This is a genomic window from Vibrio sp. VPAP30, from assembly GCF_001188205.1.
Classification (GTDB): domain Bacteria; phylum Pseudomonadota; class Gammaproteobacteria; order Enterobacterales; family Vibrionaceae; genus Vibrio; species Vibrio bivalvicida.
Genome location: NZ_LBLS01000033.1, coordinates 59,622 through 80,264 on the forward strand (window position 1 = coordinate 59,622; position 20,643 = coordinate 80,264).

16 protein-coding genes and 1 riboswitch are annotated in these 20,643 nt (G+C 45.2%); of the genes, 13 read left to right on the top strand and 3 right to left on the bottom strand.

The features are described 5' to 3' along the window. Window positions 1–293 precede the first annotated feature (293 nt). Window positions 294–1,082, bottom strand: coding sequence for a helix-turn-helix transcriptional regulator (locus tag ZX61_RS14435; RefSeq protein WP_049845328.1), 789 nt, complete (start codon window positions 1,080–1,082; stop codon window positions 294–296). 320 nt (window positions 1,083–1,402) lie between these two features. Between ZX61_RS14435 and ZX61_RS14440 the strand changes: the two genes are divergently transcribed. From ZX61_RS14440 to ZX61_RS14485, 10 genes are all read left to right on the top strand, one after another. Then, window positions 1,403–1,594 (top strand): helix-turn-helix transcriptional regulator, encoded by a 192-nt coding sequence (locus ZX61_RS14440; RefSeq protein WP_049845329.1) that lies wholly within the window; start codon window positions 1,403–1,405, stop codon window positions 1,592–1,594. Then, window positions 1,594–2,286 carry a hypothetical protein gene (locus ZX61_RS14445; protein WP_049845330.1) on the top strand — a complete coding sequence of 231 codons (693 nt, stop codon included), beginning with the start codon at window positions 1,594–1,596 and terminating at the stop codon, window positions 2,284–2,286. The genes ZX61_RS14440 and ZX61_RS14445 overlap by 1 nt, the downstream gene beginning before the upstream one ends. Before the next feature lie 68 nt (window positions 2,287–2,354). Further along, the gene (locus ZX61_RS14450) at window positions 2,355–2,588 is read left to right on the top strand and encodes an AlpA family transcriptional regulator (protein WP_082173498.1); all 234 of its coding nucleotides are present in this window, start codon (window positions 2,355–2,357) and stop codon (window positions 2,586–2,588) included. Window positions 2,589–2,722: 134 nt separating this feature from the next. Continuing rightward, a complete protein-coding gene (gene hsdR / locus ZX61_RS14455) occupies window positions 2,723–6,190 on the top strand; it encodes a type I restriction-modification system endonuclease (protein ID WP_049845331.1) in 3,468 nt (1,155 codons plus the stop codon). 164 nt (window positions 6,191–6,354) lie between these two features. Further along, on the top strand, window positions 6,355–7,929 hold the full coding sequence (locus ZX61_RS14460; RefSeq protein ID WP_049845332.1) for a class I SAM-dependent DNA methyltransferase: 1,575 nt from the start codon (window positions 6,355–6,357) through the stop codon (window positions 7,927–7,929). Next, window positions 7,929–9,326, top strand: a complete 1,398-nt coding sequence (locus tag ZX61_RS24120; RefSeq protein WP_049845333.1) for a restriction endonuclease subunit S — start codon at window positions 7,929–7,931, stop codon at window positions 9,324–9,326. Before ZX61_RS14460 ends, ZX61_RS24120 begins: the two co-directional genes overlap by 1 nt. 50 nt (window positions 9,327–9,376) lie before the next feature. Beyond that, window positions 9,377–11,368 (top strand): McrB family protein, encoded by a 1,992-nt coding sequence (locus ZX61_RS14470; protein WP_235431340.1) that lies wholly within the window; start codon window positions 9,377–9,379, stop codon window positions 11,366–11,368. Further along, on the top strand, window positions 11,358–12,689 hold the full coding sequence (locus tag ZX61_RS14475; protein ID WP_049845334.1) for an McrC family protein: 1,332 nt from the start codon (window positions 11,358–11,360) through the stop codon (window positions 12,687–12,689). Before ZX61_RS14470 ends, ZX61_RS14475 begins: the two co-directional genes overlap by 11 nt. Before the next feature lie 166 nt (window positions 12,690–12,855). After that, window positions 12,856–13,323 (top strand): Panacea domain-containing protein, encoded by a 468-nt coding sequence (locus tag ZX61_RS14480; RefSeq protein ID WP_049845335.1) that lies wholly within the window; start codon window positions 12,856–12,858, stop codon window positions 13,321–13,323. Beyond that, window positions 13,320–14,537 (top strand): RelA/SpoT domain-containing protein, encoded by a 1,218-nt coding sequence (locus tag ZX61_RS14485; RefSeq protein WP_049845336.1) that lies wholly within the window; start codon window positions 13,320–13,322, stop codon window positions 14,535–14,537. The genes ZX61_RS14480 and ZX61_RS14485 overlap by 4 nt, the downstream gene beginning before the upstream one ends. A 233-nt stretch (window positions 14,538–14,770) precedes the next feature. On the opposite strand, the gene trmA is transcribed toward ZX61_RS14485, so the two are convergent. Beyond that, entirely contained in the window at window positions 14,771–15,880 is a 1,110-nt protein-coding gene (gene trmA, locus ZX61_RS14490; protein ID WP_049845337.1) for a tRNA (uridine(54)-C5)-methyltransferase TrmA, read from the bottom strand. A gap of 199 nt (window positions 15,881–16,079) precedes the next feature. Then, window positions 16,080–16,281: riboswitch (cobalamin riboswitch) on the top strand. Between the two features lie 55 nt (window positions 16,282–16,336). On the opposite strand from trmA, the gene ZX61_RS14495 reads away from it, so the two are divergent. From ZX61_RS14495 to murI, 3 genes are read left to right on the top strand one after another with little or no spacing between them, the layout of a single operon-like run. Further along, a complete protein-coding gene (locus ZX61_RS14495) occupies window positions 16,337–18,157 on the top strand; it encodes a TonB-dependent receptor domain-containing protein (RefSeq protein WP_049845338.1) in 1,821 nt (606 codons plus the stop codon). A gap of 55 nt (window positions 18,158–18,212) precedes the next feature. Then, a complete protein-coding gene (locus ZX61_RS14500; RefSeq protein ID WP_049845339.1) occupies window positions 18,213–18,884 on the top strand; it encodes an ATPase in 672 nt (223 codons plus the stop codon). Between the two features lie 46 nt (window positions 18,885–18,930). Then, window positions 18,931–19,731: a glutamate racemase gene (gene murI, locus ZX61_RS14505; protein ID WP_049845340.1), complete on the top strand. Its 801-nt coding sequence runs from the start codon at window positions 18,931–18,933 to the stop codon at window positions 19,729–19,731. Here murI and ZX61_RS14510 read toward each other — a convergent pair. After that, window positions 19,697–20,146, bottom strand: a complete 450-nt coding sequence (locus ZX61_RS14510; RefSeq protein WP_049845341.1) for an RNA recognition motif domain-containing protein — start codon at window positions 20,144–20,146, stop codon at window positions 19,697–19,699. The genes murI and ZX61_RS14510 overlap by 35 nt on opposite strands. Between the last annotated feature and the right edge of the window lie 497 nt (window positions 20,147–20,643).

A 20,643-nucleotide genomic window follows, 5' to 3' on the forward strand; every position in this document is an offset into this window, starting at 1 on the left:
GCCGTCTCCACCTCTCTTATGCCCCTGACCAATTAAAGCCAGAGATTACCCGCGCCATAGCCGCTCTTTGCTGAGCAAGGCTGCCTTCCTTTATCGCACTTGAGCTTTTCACTCTGGAGTTAAATAAGCGAATGAACTTTCGCGCAAATTTCAGCGCAGAGCCGAGCTACATCAATACCTTAGCCTTATAGATCATTCATGACTGACCTATCAGTTCAAAGGTAAAGCTGGGTGCCTGTACAAGCAGAACGATGCTATCACTCACCTAGTCAACGGGTGCCGGATGGGATTGGCTAGTTGAGTTTGATGGAAAAATCGGAGAGTGGGTGTGGCGAGCTGTGGTTGTTCTGTTGGTTGGGCTCATTGATGTGATATCGCGTCAGGTCGAAATTTTCGGGGTAGGTGAAACTATAGGTCGAAACATGCAACCGCTGAATCTCACTGAGTGGTGCGTGTTGGACCTTTGAATATGACTCACTCTGAAAAACTAACAGCAGCGTATTATCACTGGCGAGTAAGCCAAGGGGGATAGCATCAACGATATCGTGTTTTACTCCAGAAGCAGGCTCGATTGTCAGGCTCACTCTTCGGTTGTGATAAAGGGCGATACAGAGATTTTCGAAAACGCTGCTCTCTATAGCTAATGGCGGTGTGCTGGTGGTTTGTGTATGGACTTTCTTGGGTGCGAGTAAATCTGTTTCATCATTGAGTGGTGCATATTGAATCATGGCTTCCGTGAAGGTTGATTCAACCGCGCTCATTAACTCCTTTGGCAGTACCTGCCTTAGCTGCTCTTCAGCCAGTGACAATATGATGGCTTCTCTGGCTCCTATCGTTCTCTTGTTGTTACTTCTACGAGAGTAGCCGTACGGCTTATCTCTGGTGTCTTTCTCTACATCAAAATAGCGGACTAGCACATCCAGGTTACGCTGGATGGTACGAATGTCCCGCTCAAGATTGATCTCCTCTAGTCGAGCTTGTAGCTCAGATGCGGTGATTTTGCGCCGAACGGGTATGCGCTTATACAGCTCGAAGGCAAACGAAATGCCATCGGCGATACTGGGTTTACGGTGTTTTGCCATTGTCATTTTCACTTATTCAGGCAAAGCAAAGCCCTACCCATGAGCCTTGTAGGCTGGGTATCTGATGCTATGCACAGGATTGATTAGAGGTAGGTTCTCAGATGAACCGGAGTTGGATGCCGGATCCGATATAGTTAAGTGAATTTTTGTCGTATTGATCCTTAATATCGAAGGTACTCGATTTGATATTAAGTATCTGAAAATCAGTTATTTCGACAAATGGCCTTGCCCATGCCCGCTAGAGACGTTACTGGACCTCTATGGACAAAAAAAACGCTTCTTGCCCTTGTTCTGAGATGAATACAGCAAGGACATTTTCAATGAGATTGATCAGACTACCCGAGGTATTGCACAAGGTTGGGCTGTGTAGAGCGCAGGTTTACAACATGTGTGACAAAGGCACTTTCCCAAAGCCCGTTTCGCTGGGAGCGCGGACCGTGGCGTGGAATGAAGATGAAATCAATGACTGGATGATGTCGAAGATCAGACAACGTGATGCAAGGAGCGTGTGATGGAGTATCGAATAATAACAACCAAGCTATCAAAACGCAGTGAGAAGCCATATATAGAATCGACTTTCGAGTTCTTTGAAGTAGCAACAGACCAGTACGAGCTAAGCCTAGAGGCGTTGTCCAACTGCTATGAACGATTTCGACGCTATTCATCACATACGCCAAGAGCGCTGATGGTACGGGTGAGCTTAAGTGGTATTCCACAGGGCATTGAGCCTAGTTCTGATCATTTAAATCGATGGTTACTGCTGATGCAAATGAAAGTAAACGGCTGGCTTGGTGAGAATGAAACAGCTAAGCCGAGTTGCAAGCTAACCGCGTTTTCGAAGCTAGAAGATCAAGAGCGTGGTGGTCTGTGTTTTCGAGTTGCGGTGCTGTTTAACTTGGCTGCGCTAAGGGAGGATGACTTAATCGCGCTGAGGCGGCGTATTGAAGAGGCGGCTCGCGCTACCTGGTCTGAAGTCGCTAACTTGCAGTTCGAGGGGCCAACTAGGTTTGTGACTTTTAACGACCACCAAAACTTCATCATTCTGGATAAAAGAACCGAAGAGGGGCAATTCAACCGACGAGTCGCCTTTAAGTACTTAAGCCAGCTGACAGAGTTAAATATCAGAGCCAGGTTTGTTCTGCGCTCGACTTTTCAGACGCACCGAACGCGCTTCAATGAATCTAAAACCCGTCAGTACAAGTAACAACGCACTGCTTTGCTCTTGGCCTTGTCTGGAGAAAGCATCATGCCAACGACAATGGAGAATTTATCATGCGCTTTATTCGCTTAAACGAAGTCAAAACAAAAACAAGCCTCAGCAGATCGGGGATCTATCGCCTCATCAATGCGGGATGCTTCCCCGTTCAAGTGCAGATTGGAGAGCGAGCGGTGGGTTGGGTAGAAAGTGAGATTGAAGAGTGGCTTGAAGGGTTTCAAGCTGGCAGTGAGCTTGCCTTGAATCATGACACTCGCCATTTTCTTGATAGGTTATCGAATTATCAATAGAGGGTGTTGTTGCTGCCGTATCGGCACATTGTTTGCTGAGTGTCCAATAATCTCTCAAAACTTAGACGAAAAGTGCTAAAAAATAACTACCTAGTGTAAACTGATTCACAGTTTCAGTTGGCACAAGAACATCAATGGCTTCGTCAAATTTTGAGTTTTTACAAGGCGTTAATGATACCTTGTACGCAATTGCGCTATCGGCTGAGCGCAATCTACATCAAGACCCGCATACCACTCTATTTAAAGTGCGTCTGCTGTCTGAAGAAATCGTTAATTTCATTGCAGAATTAGTCAACCTGACACCCAGTTTATCCACCTTCGACCAACTTAAAGAGCTGGGTAGTCGAGGTTTGTTGGATGATGAGCGGTTGGCAATATTCCATGCACTTCGTAAGCACGGTAATAAAGCAGCACATGGTTACTACAATAACCCTGTTGCGGCGGGCCACGCTCTTGAGATATCGCATAAAGCGGCGGCAATTTACTATCGAGTAAAGACAGGTGAAGCCAACTTCCAACCAGCTCGTTTTATCCCACCACAGCCAGAAAATGACGATGCCTTGGTTGAGCAGTCAAAGCAAGAGATTGAAAGACTTCAGTCGATTGTTGCCAAGCTAGAATCGGAAAAGAGTGAAGAGTACCAGCTTAGACAAAGCCAAATTTCTCTTTTAGAGGCTCAAAGTGAAGAAAGCTTCAAAGAGGCGCAGGTTCGAATCCATGAGCTTGAGCAGCAGCTACGCGAGCAAAGCCAACAAGTTCAAACAGCCGATGACCAGCAAGCCAAAACCCTTAAACAGCGTGTCGAAATTCTCAAAAACAGCCGTATTGATCTAAACGAAGACCAAACCCGTTTCATCATAGACCAACAACTGAGAGATGCAGGCTGGGAGGCCGATTCAGTTACCCTTGATTATCGCAAAGGTGTTCGCCCAGAAAAAGGTCGCAACATGGCGATTGCTGAGTGGGAAATGAAGGGCAATCAGCATCGCGCCGATTACATCCTATTTGTTGGTTTAACCCCTGTGGCAGCGGTAGAAGCCAAACGCAAGCGAGTGAACGTATCCGGCGCTATCTCACAAGCAGAGCGCTACAGCCGTCAATTTGACCCTAGCAATATCACCTTGCCCGAAGGGGAAATTAAGCCAGCATGGCTAGAGGCAGGTAAAGATAACACGTGGCGGGGCTGTGAAGGAGAAGAGAGCTACAAGCTGCCTTTTGTCTTTGCGTGTAACGGAAAACCTTTCTTGCGCCAGATGCAGGAGCAAAGCGGCACTTGGTTCCGAGATTGTCGCTTACCGTCCAACGCCAAGCGCGCCTGTCAAAGCTTCATGAGTCCGCCTGGTCTATTGGATTTGTTACACCGAGACCACCAAAAAGCTCAGCAGGAAATGGCGAAGGAGCCATTTGAGTATCTGGGTTTACGTCCTTACCAGAAAAAGGCAGTGATAGCGGTTGAAGAAGCCTTGGCGCAAAACCAACGTGAATGTTTGCTAGCGATGGCAACGGGGACAGGTAAAACACGCACTATCATTGGCCTGCTCTATCGCTTCTTAAAAGCAGAGCGATTTAAGCGCATTCTCTTCTTAGTAGACCGTTCATCGCTGGGCGATCAGGCAACGGAATCGTTTACTGAAACGCGATTGGAGCAAAACCAGTCACTCACGCAAATCTACGACATCAAAGAGATGGCAGAAAAGCTGCCAGAAGCAGAAACACGCGTGCATGTTGCCACCGTACAAGCGATGGTGAAACGTCTGTTTGAAGAGAAAGACAACGATGATGAAAATGCGATCATTCTACCCGTCGATCAATACGACTGTATCATTGTTGATGAGGCGCACCGTGGCTACACACTAGACCAAGAATTGGGTGAAGCCGAGCTGGTGGCGCGAGATCCTAACTTGTTCCGCTCTAGTTACCGTCGAGTGCTGGACTATTTTGATGCTGTGAAAATCGGCTTAACTGCCACCCCCGCCGCGCATACGTCAGAAATATTCGGCCCCCCTGTTTACACTTACTCGTACCCAGAAGCGGTCGCGGAAGACTACCTGATTGACCACGAAACACCGATTACCTACAAAACCAAGCTCAATCAAGCGGGTATCAAGTTTAAGCGGGGTGAAGAGGTGGATGTTGTCGATACCCTCTCGGGTGAGGTCAGTAGCGTCGAGCTGGAAGATGAGCTGAACTTCAATGTTGAGAACTTCAACCGCACTGTCATTAATGAAAGCTTTGATCGCACGGTATGTGAGGCGCTGGCAGAGGATATTGACCCAACAGGGCAAGAGAAAACCATGATTTTCTGTGTCACTGATCAACATGCAGACCGTGTAGAGCGGCTATTGGTTGAGGCGTTCCAAAACCTCTATGGCGATGATGTACCCGCACATGCGGTACAAAAAATCACAGGCAGTACCGATAAAGTCAAAGAAGCCATTCGTAAGTTCAAAAACGAAACCTTCCCTAGTGTCGCGATTACCGTTGATCTGCTGACAACGGGTATCGATGTGCCTGAGATCTGCAACTTAGTCTTTATGCGCCGTGTTAAGTCGCGCATCCTGTATGAGCAGATGCTTGGCCGTGCCACGCGTCGCTGTGATGAGATAGGTAAAACTGTCTTTAGAATCTTTGATCCTGTTGATCTGTACGCAACATTAGAGCAAGTCAACACCATGAAGCCTGTGGTGAAAAGGCCGAACATCAAAATTGAACAATTGATTGATGAAGTCTCTGATGAGAGCAATCAAGATTTGCCTGGCAGCGCAGAAGGTCGAAGCTTTGCCGATGATGCCCTTGATGAGCTGAGTCAGAGAGTAATGCGCGTGATGCGTAAGGCGCAAGCCAACGCTGAAAAAGATCCGCTACTCAAGCAAGAGCTAGAAAGCATTGAAGCCGAGTGGGGTTGTCCAGCGGATAAAATTCACCAGCAACTACATCAAGCAGGCTCGCAACAAGCGGCGCAAATGCTGGCAAAACATGGCAACTTAGCTAATCGCGTCGAAAGCGTGCGCAGTATGCTTAATGGTGGTAAACAGTATGTGATATCTGAGCACAAAGATGAGTTCATGATAAGAGAGCAGAACTTCGCAGCCTACAGCAGGCCAGAAGACTACCTCACCGCCTTTGAGCGCTTTATTAAAGATAACCTCAATAATAATGCTGCTCTCAAAGCTGTGGTTAACAAGCCAAAGGAGCTGACTCGCGCTCAGTTAAAAGAAATCCGTATTTTGCTTGATCAAGAGAAGTTCAAAGAAGCGGATTTGCAAAGTGCCTGGAAGCAAACTACTAACAGAGATATTGCTGCATCGATTGTTGGGCATATCCGCCGAGCGGCACTGGGTGAGGCATTGGTGCCGTATGAGAGGCGCATTGATATCGCCATGGACAGTATCTATGCCATGCACTCTTGGACGAAACCTCAACTGAAGTGGTTAGAGCGTATAGCTAAACAGCTAAAGAAAGAGATTGTCTTACAGACTGACGATATCAACCGCAGCTTTGCTCAAGATGGTGGTAGTAAAGGGCTGGACAAACGTTTAGGCGGTCAGTTGGAACATGTGCTAGACACATTGTCGGAACATATTTGGCAGCAGCAAAGCTAGTGTGCGCTGGTGGTATTTCCATCAAACGCCACACTAGTGTTATTTAGTGCAAAACAAATCGATAGGCTGAGTGATAAACTCAGCCTCATTGTTTATTAATACCCCAATTTATTACCAACCAAAGGCTCAACAAGTAGAGCGGTTGGAACAGACGGAAAATCAACATGAACAACAACGAAATCGTACAAAAACTGTGGAAGCTGTGTGACGTATTACGTGATGACGGCATCACCTATACAGATTACGTCACCGAGCTCGTGCTGCTGTTGTTTATAAAGATGGAAACCGAACAAGCCGAAGCGGGTATTACCTCTCATGTATTGCCAGAGGGTTGCCGCTGGCAAGATATTACTAGCCAAACAGGTATCAAACAGTACGACCACTATCGTCAAATGTTGCTTGATTTAGGAAAACACCATGATCCGCTTCTAGCGGCAATTTATGCTGGCGCGCAAACCAGCCTTAAAGAGCCAAAGCACCTCAGCCAACTGGTCACTCGTATTGATGAGCTAGACTGGTTCTCTGCCCGTGAAGATGGCTTAGGCGACCTTTACGAAGGCTTGTTAGAGAAGAACGCCAACGAAACCAAATCAGGCGCAGGGCAATACTTCACGCCGCGTCCACTGATCGACACCATTGTTAAGCTAATGAACCCACAAGCAGGGGAAACCATTCAAGATCCAGCCGCTGGTACAGCAGGCTTCTTGATTGCAGCGCACGAGTTTATTAAAGCGGCAACTGATGATCTGTATGACTTAAATGAAGATGAGCGAGACTTCCAAAAGCGCAAAGCCTACAACGGTATGGAATTAGTACCATCAACACGACGTTTGGCATTGATGAACTGTTTGTTGCACGGCATTGAAGGTGAAGATGACGGGGCTATTCATCAAGGCAACACTTTGAGTGGTGAAGGAGCCAAGCTACCGAAAGTTGAATTAATTCTCTCTAACCCGCCATTTGGTACATCGAAAGGTGGCGGCGGTCCAACCCGAGACGACTTGACGTTTGAAACCAGCAATAAGCAGTTAGCGTTCTTGCAGCATATTTACCGTCACTTAAAGCCAGGTGGTCGTGCGGCTGTGGTATTGCCAGATAACGTGTTGTTTGAAGCCGGTGTAGGCCAAAAAGTGCGTGAAGACCTGATGCACAAATGTAACCTGCACACTATTTTGCGTTTGCCGACAGGTATCTTCTACGCCCAAGGGGTGAAGACCAATGTGCTGTTCTTCCAGAAAGGCACGCCAGAAAATAAAGACCAAGAGCAAAACTGCACCAAGGAGACATGGGTGTACGATATGCGTACTAACATGAACACCTTTGGTAAGCGCCGTCCATTAACTGAAAAGCACTTTGAAAGCTTTGTACAAGCCTATGGCGAAGATAAAAATGGACAATCACCACGCACCGAGGGGGTATGGCAACAACTAGGCGAGGTGGAAAGTGAAGCCGAGCAAACGTTGGAGAATGCCCGTTGGAAGAAATTTAGCCGTGAATATATCCGTGATACTAAAGGCGATAGCCTAGATATCTCATGGCTTAAAGACCTTGAGGCCACCAGCGCAGAAAACTTGCCAGAGCCAGAGGTATTGGCTGGCGAAGCAATGGCAGAGCTGACCGAAGCCATGACCGAGATCTACCAACTGATGCAAAGCCTTGGTGCAAGTGATGAAGCGGAACAACAAAAGCAATTGCTAGAGCAAGCCTTTGGTTTGGAAGAAAAACCGGAGGTTGAGTGATGATTGAGTTGCCGAAAGGGTGGGTGAGTACAGATCTAGGTAGTGTTGTGGATTATGGTAAAACGTTCAAAGCCGACTTAGATACCACTTCAGGTGAGACTTGGGTGTTAGAGTTAGAGGATATTGAAAAGGATTCCTCAAAACTATTGAAACGTTGCTCATTCGAGCAACGGCAGCCGAAAAGTTCTAAGAATAGTTTTGATAAAGGCGATGTTCTCTACGGTAAGTTACGTCCGTATTTGAACAAGATGCTGATTGCTCCCGAAGAGGGAATATGTACTACAGAAATCGTGCCCCTCAAAACTAATTCTGAACTGTTTGAGAATCGCTTCCTCTTTTACTGGTTGAAAGGAAGGCAGTTTGGTGACTATGTTAATGCGGTAAGCTATGGCGTTAATATGCCTCGATTAGGAACCAAAGACGGCAAGAAAGCCCCTATGGTTGTCGCCCCACTCCCAGAACAAAAGCGCATCGTAGAAAAACTCGATGAAGTACTGGCGCAGGTCGATACCATCAAAGCGCGTTTAGATGGCATCCCTGATTTACTTAAACGCTTCCGCCAATCGGTACTGGCTTCAGCGGTATCGGGTAAGTTGACGGAAAAGTGGCGAGGTGATGCAGAATATATCGACAATCAATATTGCTTTGATTGGAAGTGGTCTAGAGTTCCATGCTCTTGGAAAGTAAAACAATACCCAGAGTTAGTCGAAAGTCGTTTGGGTAAGATGTTAGATAAGGCTAAAAACCAAGGTTCCTCAACTAAATACCTTGGTAATATCAATGTCAGATGGTTTGAGTTTGACTTAACTAGCGTTCAAAAAATTCTTGTCAGCGACAAAGAGCAGCAAGAGTTGCAATTGGTTAGAGGGGACGTTTTGATTTGCGAAGGGGGCGAGCCCGGTCGCTGCGCAGTTTGGGAGTCTAACTCGGATGAGCGAATTGTTTTTCAAAAAGCTTTGCACAGAGCGCGTGTAAAAGACGAGATTATTCCTGAATGGTTGGCTTTTAACTTAAAGAATGACGCAGATACCTTGGCGTTAAATCAATTGTTTACAGGAACAACAATCAAGCACTTAACTGGTAAAGCTCTTAAGCTATACCCTATTAGAACTCCTTCAATTGAAGAACAACAAGAAATCGTCCGTCTAGTCGACCAGTACTTTGCGTTTGCTGACACCATCGAAGCACAGGTGAAAAAAGCCCAGCAGAGGGTGGATAACCTTACGCAAAGCATCCTTGCCAAAGCCTTCCGTGGTGAGTTGGTGGCGCAAGACCCAAGCGACGAGCCCGCCGATAAACTGCTAGAGCGCATTGCCAAAGCCCGCACCGAAGCAGAGGCGTTAGCCAAAGCGGCTAAGAAAGCGCAAGCCGCTAAGAAACGCGCAGCAAAAGCATAAATGATAAAACTATAAGCACGCCACTGAGCGTGCTTTTTTTGAGGTGTAGAATGAGTTTTGATTACTTTTCCCAGCACCATGTCGACTTACTCAGAAAGTGGCAAGGGCAAAAAAGGGATACTAGTGATATGCAGCAGGAAGTGGCTTATCAAGAGCTCAAAGAAGCATACGAAATAATAGAGCGCTGGGCCTATGCGCTCCAACAACAAGCTTTTCCAAAGGGGTATGTTAAGTTGCGTAAAGGCCCTGTTAATCAGGGAGGAAACTTCTTTTCTTACCTATGGGCAAAGATTTATCCGACACAAAATGCACCGACAACCTTGGCGTATACGGTTCATATTTCAACCGATGAGTTTGCAGTAAAAATTGAAACGGTAAATGTTGAACCTTCTCTTGTAGAGCGATACAAAAAAGTGCGTGGTGAGTATGCCACTTCTCCTATTGTTCGTTCATTAACTATTGAACGGGGCTTGTCCATGACATTGGAGCAGCTTATTCAGTGGAGCGTTGATGCTGTTAGAGAGTTTGAGCTGTCTTACGAAGAAGTAGCGGAGAGACTTGATTTGCTTAAAAGTGTGCAAGAGCCTGAGGCTGCGACAAAAGCTAAAAGTACTAATAACCTTTCAAGTAAGGACAAACCTTGTAATCAAATTCTATACGGTCCTCCAGGCACGGGCAAAACCTACAGCCTTCAGCAACTTCAAGCTGAGTATACAAGTCAGACTGAAAGCGCAGATGCCTCACTCTGGCTACAAGAAAAAATTGCGCCACTGAACTGGATGCAAGTGTTAGTCCTGTCACTTCTTAGCTTAGGCAACCAGGCGAAGGTGGCTGATATCGTCGCTAGCAAATATTTCCAGACCAAAGCAAAGGTGAATAATCGAGACGGGAACTTAAGTCAAACGGCATGGAGTTACCTACAGAAGTTCACTGTGCCTGAGTCAGCAACCGTTAATTACAAAGGCCGTGGCGAACCTGCCGTGTTTGATAAAACCAGCGATTCTGTTTGGCAGCTTCTTGACGATAAGTTAGAGCTGGTGGATGAACTAGTGGTTTTGCATAAAGAGTTAGAAAATGGACCACCACCAGGATCGATTGTGAAGCGGTATTCAACGACAACGTTCCACCAATCCTACGGCTACGAAGAGTTTATCGAAGGGCTTAAAGCCACAACGGATGAAGAGGGCAATGTTCACTACTCTGTTGAACCAGGAGAGTTTTTAAAGCTTTGTCACCGAGCCGAGCAAGACCCTAATTCTCGATATGCTATGTTTATCGACGAAATAAACCGTGGCAACATCTCGAAGATCTTTGGTGAACTGATTTCGTTAGTAGAGACAGATAAGCGTGCACAGGGGGCTAACCCAATGTCAGTCAACCTTGCCTATAGTGGAAAACCCTTTAGCGTGCCCTCGAATGTCGACATTATCGGCGCAATGAACACAGCAGACCGCTCGATTGCTTTGATGGATACTGCTTTGCGCAGACGTTTCGAGTTCATCGAAATGATGCCCGATGCGCGCCTGTTTGAGTCTGATGGTTTCATTGATATTGGCAATGACCAACAAATTGAACTGAGTGAGCTATTGCAGACACTCAATGACCGTATTGAAGCCTTGTATGACAGGGAACATACGCTAGGTCATGCGTTCTTCTTTCCTGCTTATAATGCAGCTAAGGCTGGGAACCATGATAAGGCGTTAGCAAACCTCACCAAGGCTTTTGTAGGTAAAATTGTTCCTCTGCTCCAAGAATATTTTCACGATGATTGGAGTAAGATCCGCCTCGTATTGGGGGACAATCAAAAGATCAGTAGTGACCGAAATGAACTGGAAGCATTACAGTTTGTTCGCCAAGAAAAGATTGAATATCAAAAGCTGTTTGGCAACCAATATGAGCCTGATAGCTTTACGCCAGACGAGTACCGCTACTCATTAGCTGATCAAAATGATTCGGTTTGGTCTAAGGGGGAAGGTTACCTTGCGATCTACCAGCCAGAATTGAGCGAGAAGCTGTCAGCACAGGTGAAGGATGAGAGCTAACAAAGAGATCTCTCTATTCGAGTTTTCTTATCTGGTCAGTGAGTCTGATGATGTGTGCAGAGAGGCGAATTATGTAGAGCCTATTTCGCCTGCTGCCTTTGGTTTTCTTAAGCAAATCGCGCTAGGCTCGCAAGAAGACAATAAGCTTTTTCGGCTGTGTAAAAAGTCAGGATGTGAAGCGCTGCAAGTGCGCAACCATGCAGGCGTGATCTTTACGCCTGATGGCACTCACATTGAAGTGTTGCCGAAAATCGGCCGAACCTCGCCAAGCTCTACATCAGCGAGAAAGTCATTGCTTGTGATGCTCCGTACTCTTAAGGGCTTTTCACACATTCAAACATCAAGCGCTCTAATTCATGAAGAGAAGATGCCGCTGCTTGAGGTGTTCATTGGTCAGTTTATTGAGTCAGTGTTAAACCTAGTCAAGAAGGGCTTGAAAAGCGACTACGTGCAAACAGCAGACAACCTTAACTATCAAAAAGGCAAGCTCGTAGCAGCAGGGCAACTACGCAAGAACCTCGTTACAAGACACAAATTTTATTGCGAGTACCAAGCCTATTTGGTGGATAGGCCAGCCAATAGGCTTATCCATTCTGCGTTGAATACTGTTGCCAGGTTTTCTCGCAGTGCTAAACACAAGAAGCAATTACAGGAGCTCTTTTTTATATTCGAAGACGTTCCGTTAAGCCGTGACTATAAAAGCGATCTGTCTAGATTAAGGCTAGACAGGGGAATGAGTCACTACCATGTGCCAATCGCCTGGGCCACGTTGATACTCAACGGCTTTTCTCCTCAAACAATGAAAGGCAGCAACCAAGCTATCTCGCTTCTATTCCCCATGGAGCGAGTATTCGAAGATTACGTAGCCAAGGTCTTACGTCAGCAGGTATCAGCTGATTTCGTTGTTAAAAGCCAGGTGAAACGTAAAAGCTTGGTGGAGCATAAACAAGCCAGTTGGTTCAAGTTGCAACCAGATGTGTTGCTCGAAGAGGAAGGGGCTGTAGTCAGTATTTTGGATACTAAGTGGAAGCTTCTGGACCAAACAAAAGACAACGGTTCTGAGAAGTACGGCCTATCGCAAAGCGACTTTTATCAGATGTTTGCCTATGGACAGCACTATTTCGATGGCAGAGCCGATGAAAAGGAGATGTTTTTAATCTATCCCGCACACGATGGCTTTGAGGCCCCAATAGAGCAGAGCTTCGACTTTGTTGCGTGTGGCGGCAATAAGCTCAAATTATGGATCGTACCGTTTGTAATTGCGGAGGGAGATAAAGGTGGAGTGATCTGGCCTAAAGAATGCCGAATTTTGTCGAACTAAACTGACTTATTGAAACTTTATCGCTTAGTTTGGGAATATGTCTGTTCATTGCGTGTACGCACATATGCGAACAAAATTACTGTCTTTAAATACAGCAATGGTTTACACTTTTGGCGTTGCATCGACTGAATTATGTAAACTATTTAGACGAAATTGGAATAAGAAGATGAAAGCATATCACACATACAGTGCTGTAGACGTTGCATGGAGCTTGCTTAAGCATGCGAAAGAGCAAGGTAAATGCTTCTCCAATTTACAGCTACAAAAGCTTACCTATGTTTGTCACGGTTTATCATTGGCGCACTTCCAGCGTCCTCTTGTCGTGGATGATGTATTTGCGTGGAAGTTTGGCCCTGTAGTCCCTTCTGTCTACTTCCGCTTTAAATCATATGGTAGTAGCGTGATCACTGAACAATGCGATGTGGCTTTAGACCAAGAGAGCGAGTCTATTGTCAAAGATGTAGTATCGCAACTTGGTGATTTAACGGGCCCACAGCTTGTAGACCTGACTCACCGAGAGGGGAGCCCATGGCATCAAGTATGGGATGGCACACATCAGAAAGTGATCCCAGACCATTTGATCCAAGCCCATTACACTCAAATCAAACAATCAGGTCGAACAGCTAGCCTGTGAGTGATAAAGAAAAAAGTGTCGTCAGTTTTCAGATTGACGACACACCTACCGCCGAACAGGCCTCAATAAACTTCCAAGATGATTATGAGCTGGACTTTCAAGACTTTCTTGAGAGAACGGTTGATGAAAGTGCCACAGAAGACTTCTCATACTCCAACAATGGAGTGAAAAAAGCAGGACGACGACTGCGCAAAAAAGAGGGCGACCTTAAGTCCGCTACAGCAACAATCCAGCAGTTTCGCGCCGCTCACGAAAAACCACTGAATACTATCGCTTATCTCGTTGGCCGCTGTTGCCGCGAGCTTGGAATTGATGTTAAACCAGTAACACGCCTAAAGCGTTTAGAGACCATAATCGATAAGCTACAGCGTAAATCTCTTGATGGTGAGACGACGAATGCGACCTGTGTGACCAACATGAATGATATTGGTGGTTGTCGGGCAATTTTTCCTGATCTTGGGTCATTGGAGAAAGCAATAGAGCGACTGCAAGTTACTGTTGAAAAAGTAGGCCGGGTCAAAATAAAGGATATTGATGATTACATCACCAATCCAAAACCCAATGATTGTGGTTACCGGAGTTTGCATGTTATCTATCGGTATGACCATGCTAGTGGCAAAAGTTTTAATATCGAAGCTCAACTGCGTACACGTCTCCAGCACCTTTGGGCAACGACGGTAGAGATCGTCGATATCTTGGAAGGGACTAAGATTAAGACTCACTCCCATAGTCCAGATGAAGACAAAGATAGGTTGCAAATTCAGTGGGAAGAGCTTCTTTCTATCATGAGTCAGTATATTGCTGACGCAGAAGGTGCTATAGCTTTAAGTGATGATGACAAAGCGGTATTTTCAAATAGATTGATTGAGTTGAACGGTGAAATCAATGCATTGAGTCGTTTGAGAAGCTTTAAAATCTTATCTGAGAAAGTTGAAGGCTGTTGTGATGGCTCAACAGAACATGTCCTTTTGGTTATTGATGAAGCTTCGCTAGAGTTAATCTTTAGCGAGGAGTTTGAGAATTATAATCAGGCTATTTCGGTTTATAATGCTGCGGAGAAGATGACTCGTAGTCATGCGAGAATAAATACTCTTCTCATATCTACGAAGAATATGGGGCAGCTGTCAGAAGCATACCCGAACTACCTAGGTGATTGCGCCTCATTCATCACTTTGTTCGAAGACGCAATGCAATCAGGTCATAATCAGGCATAGTTTTTTTATTATCAATCACTGCATTGCAAATATTACAATAAGACTAAACGTACTTCTTTTAGCTTTAAGTTCGGAAAAAAGCTGATCTATTCATTTTTTGCTGTCCTCACAAGAGCAACTCAAACTGAACCGCAAATGGCTTTTCGTTACGGCGCGAAGGTGGTTTTAAGTGTTGCCGTACCCCACGCCGTACCCTGAGTTAATTTTTACACTTTTTAAAAGTAGTGAAGTCCTTATTTAATAAGCTCTAGCAGCACGCCTGCTTCCATATGGTGGGTGTATGGGAATTGATCAAATAGGGCAAAGCGCGTGACTTTATGTGTTTCGCAAAGTACATCTAAGTTATCTATTAGTGTTTCTGGGTTGCATGAGATGTACATAATACGCTCGTAGCCTTGTACCATCTTACAAGTATCAATATCCATACCCGCGCGCGGTGGATCGACAAAAATGGTGTTGCAGTTGTAGCTTTTCAAATCGACACCAGCATCTTGTAGGCGGCGGAACTCACGCTTGCCTTCAATAGCCTCAGTAAACTCTTCTGCTGAAAGGCGTAGGATCTGCACGTTATCAATTTTGTTCGCAGCAATATTGTATTGAGCGGAAACCACAGACGGTTTTGCCAGCTCCGTTGCCAGTACGCGGTCAAAGTTTTGCGCTAAAGCCAGCGAGAAGTTACCGTTACCACAATAAAGCTCTAGAAGATCGCCGGTACTGTCTTGCGTACAATCAACAGCCCATTCAAGCATCTTCTCCGCTACCTTGCCATTCGGCTGAGTAAAGCTATTTTCAACTTGCTGGTAGATATATGGTTTGCCGTTGACGTCTAGCTTCTCAATCACATAGTCACGATCGAGAACAATCTTCATCTTACGTGCACGACCGATGATATTGAGGTTAAAACCCTCATCATTTAAGCGTTGTTTTAATGCTTTGGCGTTTTCAGTCCACTCATCATCAAGCTGACGATGGTAAAGCAGCGAAACTAAGATTTCTCCGCTTAGCGTAGAAAGGAAGTCAACTTGGAACAGCTTACGGCGCAATGAGTCATTGTCTTTCATTGCATCAACAAGCAATGGCATTAAGTCATTAATTAAACGGCTTGCCGCTGGGAACTGATCGACACGGTACTTCTCGCGAGTCTCTTGGTTGAACATGATGTAATAAAGGTCTTCACCTTCATGCCAAACGCGAAACTCTGCACGCATACGGTAGTGTTGCTCAGGAGATTCAAATACTTCCAACTCAGGTACTTGGTAAGGCGCGAACATCTCATTGAGACGGTCGATCTTCTCAGCCAGTTGTTCTTGGTAGCGTTGCGGGTTTACATCAAGAGTCGCCATGATTATTGCCTTAGGTTGGTACCTGTCGAGGTTGTATTTAATTTAAGAGCGCAGATTTTATTCAATCTCAGCGCTATGTCCAGTCTTGTCCCACCAATGCCTTAAAGATAGTGTGTAAATCGCACTTTGGTGGTGCAACTCGGTATATCATATAGATATAAATCCCAAATCTGCTCTGGACAAATAATCCATAGCTTAATAACATCTGCGCCTAGCTGGTGCTTTCTAGATGTATAGATGGCTGAAAAGGGAATCTGGTGTAAATCCAGAACTGACGCGCAGCGGTAAAAGAGAACGAAAACTCAAATGACACTGCATAGAGGACTATGTGGGAAGTCGAGTGAGTAGGTGGCAATGCCGAGCTCTTAAGTCCGAAGACCTGCCAGCAGCTGAGCAGTGGTACTGGAAGCAAGCGCTCCATGCTCGGTAGGACTTACGCGATTTAGGATTATAAAAATGAACCGATCTATTCTAGCGATTGCTGTGGCATCGCTACTTCCGCACGCCTCCCTTTCTTACGCCCAACAAGCATCTTCTGATGAAACTATGGTGGTCACTGCAAGTCGATTTGAGCAGTCAGCAGACTCAGTACTTGCACCAATGAGTGTTGTGACACGTGAAGATATTGAGAAGATGCAGGCGCAAAGCGTGCTCGATGTACTTAAGACTATTCCAGGTGTTGAGCTGAGCTACCAAGGTACTAAAGCGAACATTAACTCTATCTTTATCCGTGGTACTGAATCTCGTCATACCTTAGTTCTGGTTGATGGAGTGCGTATTAACTCTGCTACTGCAGGCGGCGCCTCAGTTGGTCTTATTCCTGCCAATGCTATTGAGAAAATTGAAGTGGTACGCGGACCTCGCGCTGCAGTCTATGGTTCTGACGCACTTGGTGGCGTAATTAGCATCACCACTAAGCCTAAGTTAGGCAGCGTGCACGAAGCGAAAGCAACATTTGGTTCAAATAGCTACGCTCAACAAAGCTGGCGATCGGTTGGTGATATTTCTGAGAAGACAAAAGGTAGCTTCTTTGTAAATAATGAAAAGAGTAAAGGCTACAAAGTATCAAGCTCTGCCCCTGATAGTGATAGACATGGTTTTGATGCTCAGACTATTCTTGGTAGCCTGACCCATACTTATTCTTCTTCAGTGGAATTGTTCTTTACTGGCTACTACCAAAGTGGGGTCGTGGAATATGACCGTGGCTCTAAATATGAGTCAGACCGAGAAAACTACACTTTTGCTGGTGGTGTAAATTACTCGTCAGAGAATTGGTTGTCTCAGCTTCAGTTAAGTACTGACAAAGGTTACTCTGCTGATGGTAAGGCTGATGGCGGCGCATCAGGCAAAGCGTCAATTACGACTAAACGTAACAGTGCATCTTGGGTGAATACTTATACAGGGCTAGAAAATAGTGCAATTAACTTAGGTGTCGACTATTACCAAGAAAAAGCGCAACTTGGCGGCACAAACACCAGTGACTTCAGTGACAATAAGAAAACCAACACTGGTGTGTTTATCACTGGTTTTACCCAATTTTCAGATCTAACGTTAGAAGCGAGCTTGCGCAACGATAGAGACAGCGCATTTGGTAACCATACTACTTGGAATCTAGGTGCAGGCTATGCGCTTACTGAGGCAATTGAACTAGTAGGTAGTTATGGCACGGCATTTAAAGCGCCGACATTTAATGACCTTTACTATCCAACTGGCGGGAACCCCGATCTGAAACCAGAGACATCAAAATCTCTTGAGTTTGGTGTAAAAGGCTACCATGAGGTTATTGATTGGAGTGTGACAACATACCGTACCGATATCGAAGATATGATTGAGTGGGCTCCTATTGCTCCAGGTAGCAGCGACTATAAGCCATCGAATGTTGAAAATGCCCAGATCAAAGGTATTGAACTGGAGCTTGGATTTGAGGCTGGCCCAATCAACCATAAGTTGATTGGTGATTGGAAAGATCCGAAAGACACAAAGAAAAATACTCAGCTGATTCGCCGTGCGAAAGAAAACTATAAGTGGGTTGGAACTTACAGCTCTGATGCCATTGATGTTTCACTTATCGCTAACTACGTAGGTAAGCGTTATGACTCTTCTTTATATGAGTTAGAGGCGTACTCAACAGCTGATGCTGCTGTTACTTACCGCGTGACGGACAAGTTTACAACGGGCCTGCGTGTAAGCAATATGTTCGATAAGGGCTACGAAACGGCCAAAGGTTACCCTGCTGCAGAGCGTGAGTGGTATCTAAACGCATCTTACCAATTCTAACGAAAACTTTAAAAACCGCCTTCGGGCGGTTTTTATTTATCTATATAAGCAAACTATGAAAAAGAACGTCATTATTAGCTGGTCGAGCGGTAAAGATTCGACTTTGACCTTAGAAAGGTTGATTGAAAGCGAAGAGTATCAAGTGGTGGGTCTATACACGACCTATGTCAAAGATGAAGTCCCTTTCCAAGCGACTCCTGTTCCTGTGCTTGATATGCAGGCGGAGCTACTAGGATTGCCGTTAATTAAGATAGAAATGCCCCAAGCTTTTCCAACCAATGAAGTTTATCAATCGACGATTATCAAGGCGCTAAAAGAGAGCGGCCTTGCGATTGATGGCGTCGCGTTTGGCGATATGTTCTGTAATGGTATAGAAGCCTATCGTCGTAGCTTTATCGAGCCTGCCGGATGGGAATGTGTGTTTCCTCTACTAGGGCAGCGAAGCGCAGACTTAGCACAAGAGATCCTCCAACGAGGGATTAAAACCTTGGTTGTGACAATTGATGGTAATGCATTAACACCTGACTACTGTGGTCAGTGGTATAGCCAAGCCTTCCTAGATAGCTTACCAAACGGTGTTGACCTTTGTGGTGAAGATGGAGAGTTTCATACTCTAGTAACAGAGACTCGCAGTTATAAAGGTAAAATTGAACTAAAGCTAACTCATCAGGAGCGAGGAGATCGATTTACTCATCAACGTTATCAAGCGCAATGTTTGCCAAAATAGCCACAGCGAGTATCATTGCCAAGTCGCAAAGTAGTGAGCAAATCAAGTGTCCCAGCAACAAGCAAAAATCTTAATCTTTGATTCTGGTGTCGGTGGTCTGTCTGTATATAAAGAGATACAGACAAAACTCCCTCAGCTTGATTACCTCTATATCTTTGACAATGCTGCCTACCCGTATGGGGAACTAGAACACGAGACTCTGATTGCTCGTGTAGATGCCTTGGTTTGTTCATTGGTAGCACAGTACCAGATCGAATTGGTTGTTATTGCCTGTAATACCGCAAGTACAATTGTCTTACCAACATTGCGTGGCAAGCTGTCTATTCCGGTTGTCGGCGTTGTGCCTGCCATTAAGCCAGCTTCAAATCTTGCCAATAAAGCGTTAGGACTGATAGCCACTCCGGCGACGATAACCCGCCCCTATACACATGACCTGATCCGTAATTTTTCTCAAAATAAACCCGTTGAACTGCTTGGTTCAACGCGATTGGTGGATATGGCAGAAGAAAAGTTAAGAGGGAAACCTATCGATCTGGTCGAGTTGAAGCACATATTGACCCCTATCGACAATAAAGTAGATGTGGCGGTCTTGGGCTGTACTCATTTTCCTCTTATAAAGCAAGAAATACAGCAGGTACTGTCTATTAATGTGTTGCTGGTGGATTCGGGTGAGGCGATTGCACGTCGAGTGGCAGACTTATTAAGCGATAGAGCGAATACGCAGTTGAGTAGGAGTGGAACAAAAGACATTTTATCAAGTGCTCCCCCTTGGGAAGAGGGAGCATTGAATATTGCATTACATGAACTCGGCTTTAGCTCTGTTCAGTATTTTCCGCTTGAGATTTAGGATCGTTAGCGATACGCACCTTAAGAGTACGTTGCATATAATCCTTTTCATTGAGTGCTTCTATAGTGGGTTGCGCGTCTACTGCAGCCATCACGACAAAACCAAAGCCTCTTCTTTTACCGGTACGCTTGTCTTTCATTAAACGAACGGCAAAAACTTCGCCATGTTTAGCAAACAGCTCTTTCACGTGTGATTCATTGGCCTTATAAGGCAAGTTACCGACATAAAGTGTTTTTGTTGATGGATCGTTTGTATGGTCTTGCTCAATATTGGTGTTAGAAAGTTTAACAATGAAAGCGGAAGCAAAAACACCCAGAACAAAACTTAAAGCAGGAGAGATAGATACCTGCGAAAAGATGATTCCGCCCAAAACTGCTAAGGCGACAATCATTAAGGTCGATTTGTTTGAACTCATATTGGAATACAACTTTTAGGTTTAAGAAAAATTAGGTCTACCGTTAACAAAATAGACACACGGATCTTACGTATATGGTTGTTGTTTTTCCAACGTATTGGTGTGACATGACTCAAATGTTGAAATTTTATTCTATTTTCAGGGTTTTGATTTGTTTTTAACCAAACGGAAATTAATTTCGAAAAAACACTTGTCTTCCTCTCAGACCTCCCTATAATGCCGCCTCATCGACACGGAGTGAGACAAATGTCACACACCGAGTTGAAAAGAGAGAAAAGAAATTTTAAAAAATGCTTGACTCTCAAGGTGGGAAGCGTAAGATGCGCACCCTTAGCAACGAAGCGATAAACGCTTTGCTTGTTAGAAAAGCTCTTTAAAAATATAGACCTATCAATCTGTGTGGGCACTCGTTGATGATAATCCAAATAGTTTCTTCGGAAACAATTTAGGTTTCAATGAACTGAGTGACCAATTTGATAACTTCGGTTATCGAGCAC

What these genes read in the sequence shown, in the direction of transcription:
- ZX61_RS14510 (WP_049845341.1), bottom strand. Translation starts at nt 20,146, where the DNA reads ATGAGTTCAAACAAATCGACCTTAATGATTGTCGCCTTAGCAGTTTTG.
- ZX61_RS14500 (WP_049845339.1), top strand. Translation starts at nt 18,213, where the DNA reads ATGAAAAAGAACGTCATTATTAGCTGGTCGAGCGGTAAAGATTCGACT.
- ZX61_RS14475 (WP_049845334.1), top strand. Translation starts at nt 11,358, where the DNA reads ATGAGAGCTAACAAAGAGATCTCTCTATTCGAGTTTTCTTATCTGGTC.
- trmA (WP_049845337.1), bottom strand. Translation starts at nt 15,880, where the DNA reads ATGGCGACTCTTGATGTAAACCCGCAACGCTACCAAGAACAACTGGCT.
- ZX61_RS14495 (WP_049845338.1), top strand. Translation starts at nt 16,337, where the DNA reads ATGAACCGATCTATTCTAGCGATTGCTGTGGCATCGCTACTTCCGCAC.
- ZX61_RS14450 (WP_082173498.1), top strand. Translation starts at nt 2,355, where the DNA reads ATGCGCTTTATTCGCTTAAACGAAGTCAAAACAAAAACAAGCCTCAGC.
- ZX61_RS14480 (WP_049845335.1), top strand. Translation starts at nt 12,856, where the DNA reads ATGAAAGCATATCACACATACAGTGCTGTAGACGTTGCATGGAGCTTG.
- ZX61_RS14435 (WP_049845328.1), bottom strand. Translation starts at nt 1,082, where the DNA reads ATGGCAAAACACCGTAAACCCAGTATCGCCGATGGCATTTCGTTTGCC.
- ZX61_RS14445 (WP_049845330.1), top strand. Translation starts at nt 1,594, where the DNA reads ATGGAGTATCGAATAATAACAACCAAGCTATCAAAACGCAGTGAGAAG.
- ZX61_RS14440 (WP_049845329.1), top strand. Translation starts at nt 1,403, where the DNA reads ATGAGATTGATCAGACTACCCGAGGTATTGCACAAGGTTGGGCTGTGT.
- ZX61_RS24120 (WP_049845333.1), top strand. Translation starts at nt 7,929, where the DNA reads ATGATTGAGTTGCCGAAAGGGTGGGTGAGTACAGATCTAGGTAGTGTT.
- hsdR (WP_049845331.1), top strand. Translation starts at nt 2,723, where the DNA reads ATGGCTTCGTCAAATTTTGAGTTTTTACAAGGCGTTAATGATACCTTG.
- ZX61_RS14470 (WP_235431340.1), top strand. Translation starts at nt 9,377, where the DNA reads ATGAGTTTTGATTACTTTTCCCAGCACCATGTCGACTTACTCAGAAAG.
- ZX61_RS14460 (WP_049845332.1), top strand. Translation starts at nt 6,355, where the DNA reads ATGAACAACAACGAAATCGTACAAAAACTGTGGAAGCTGTGTGACGTA.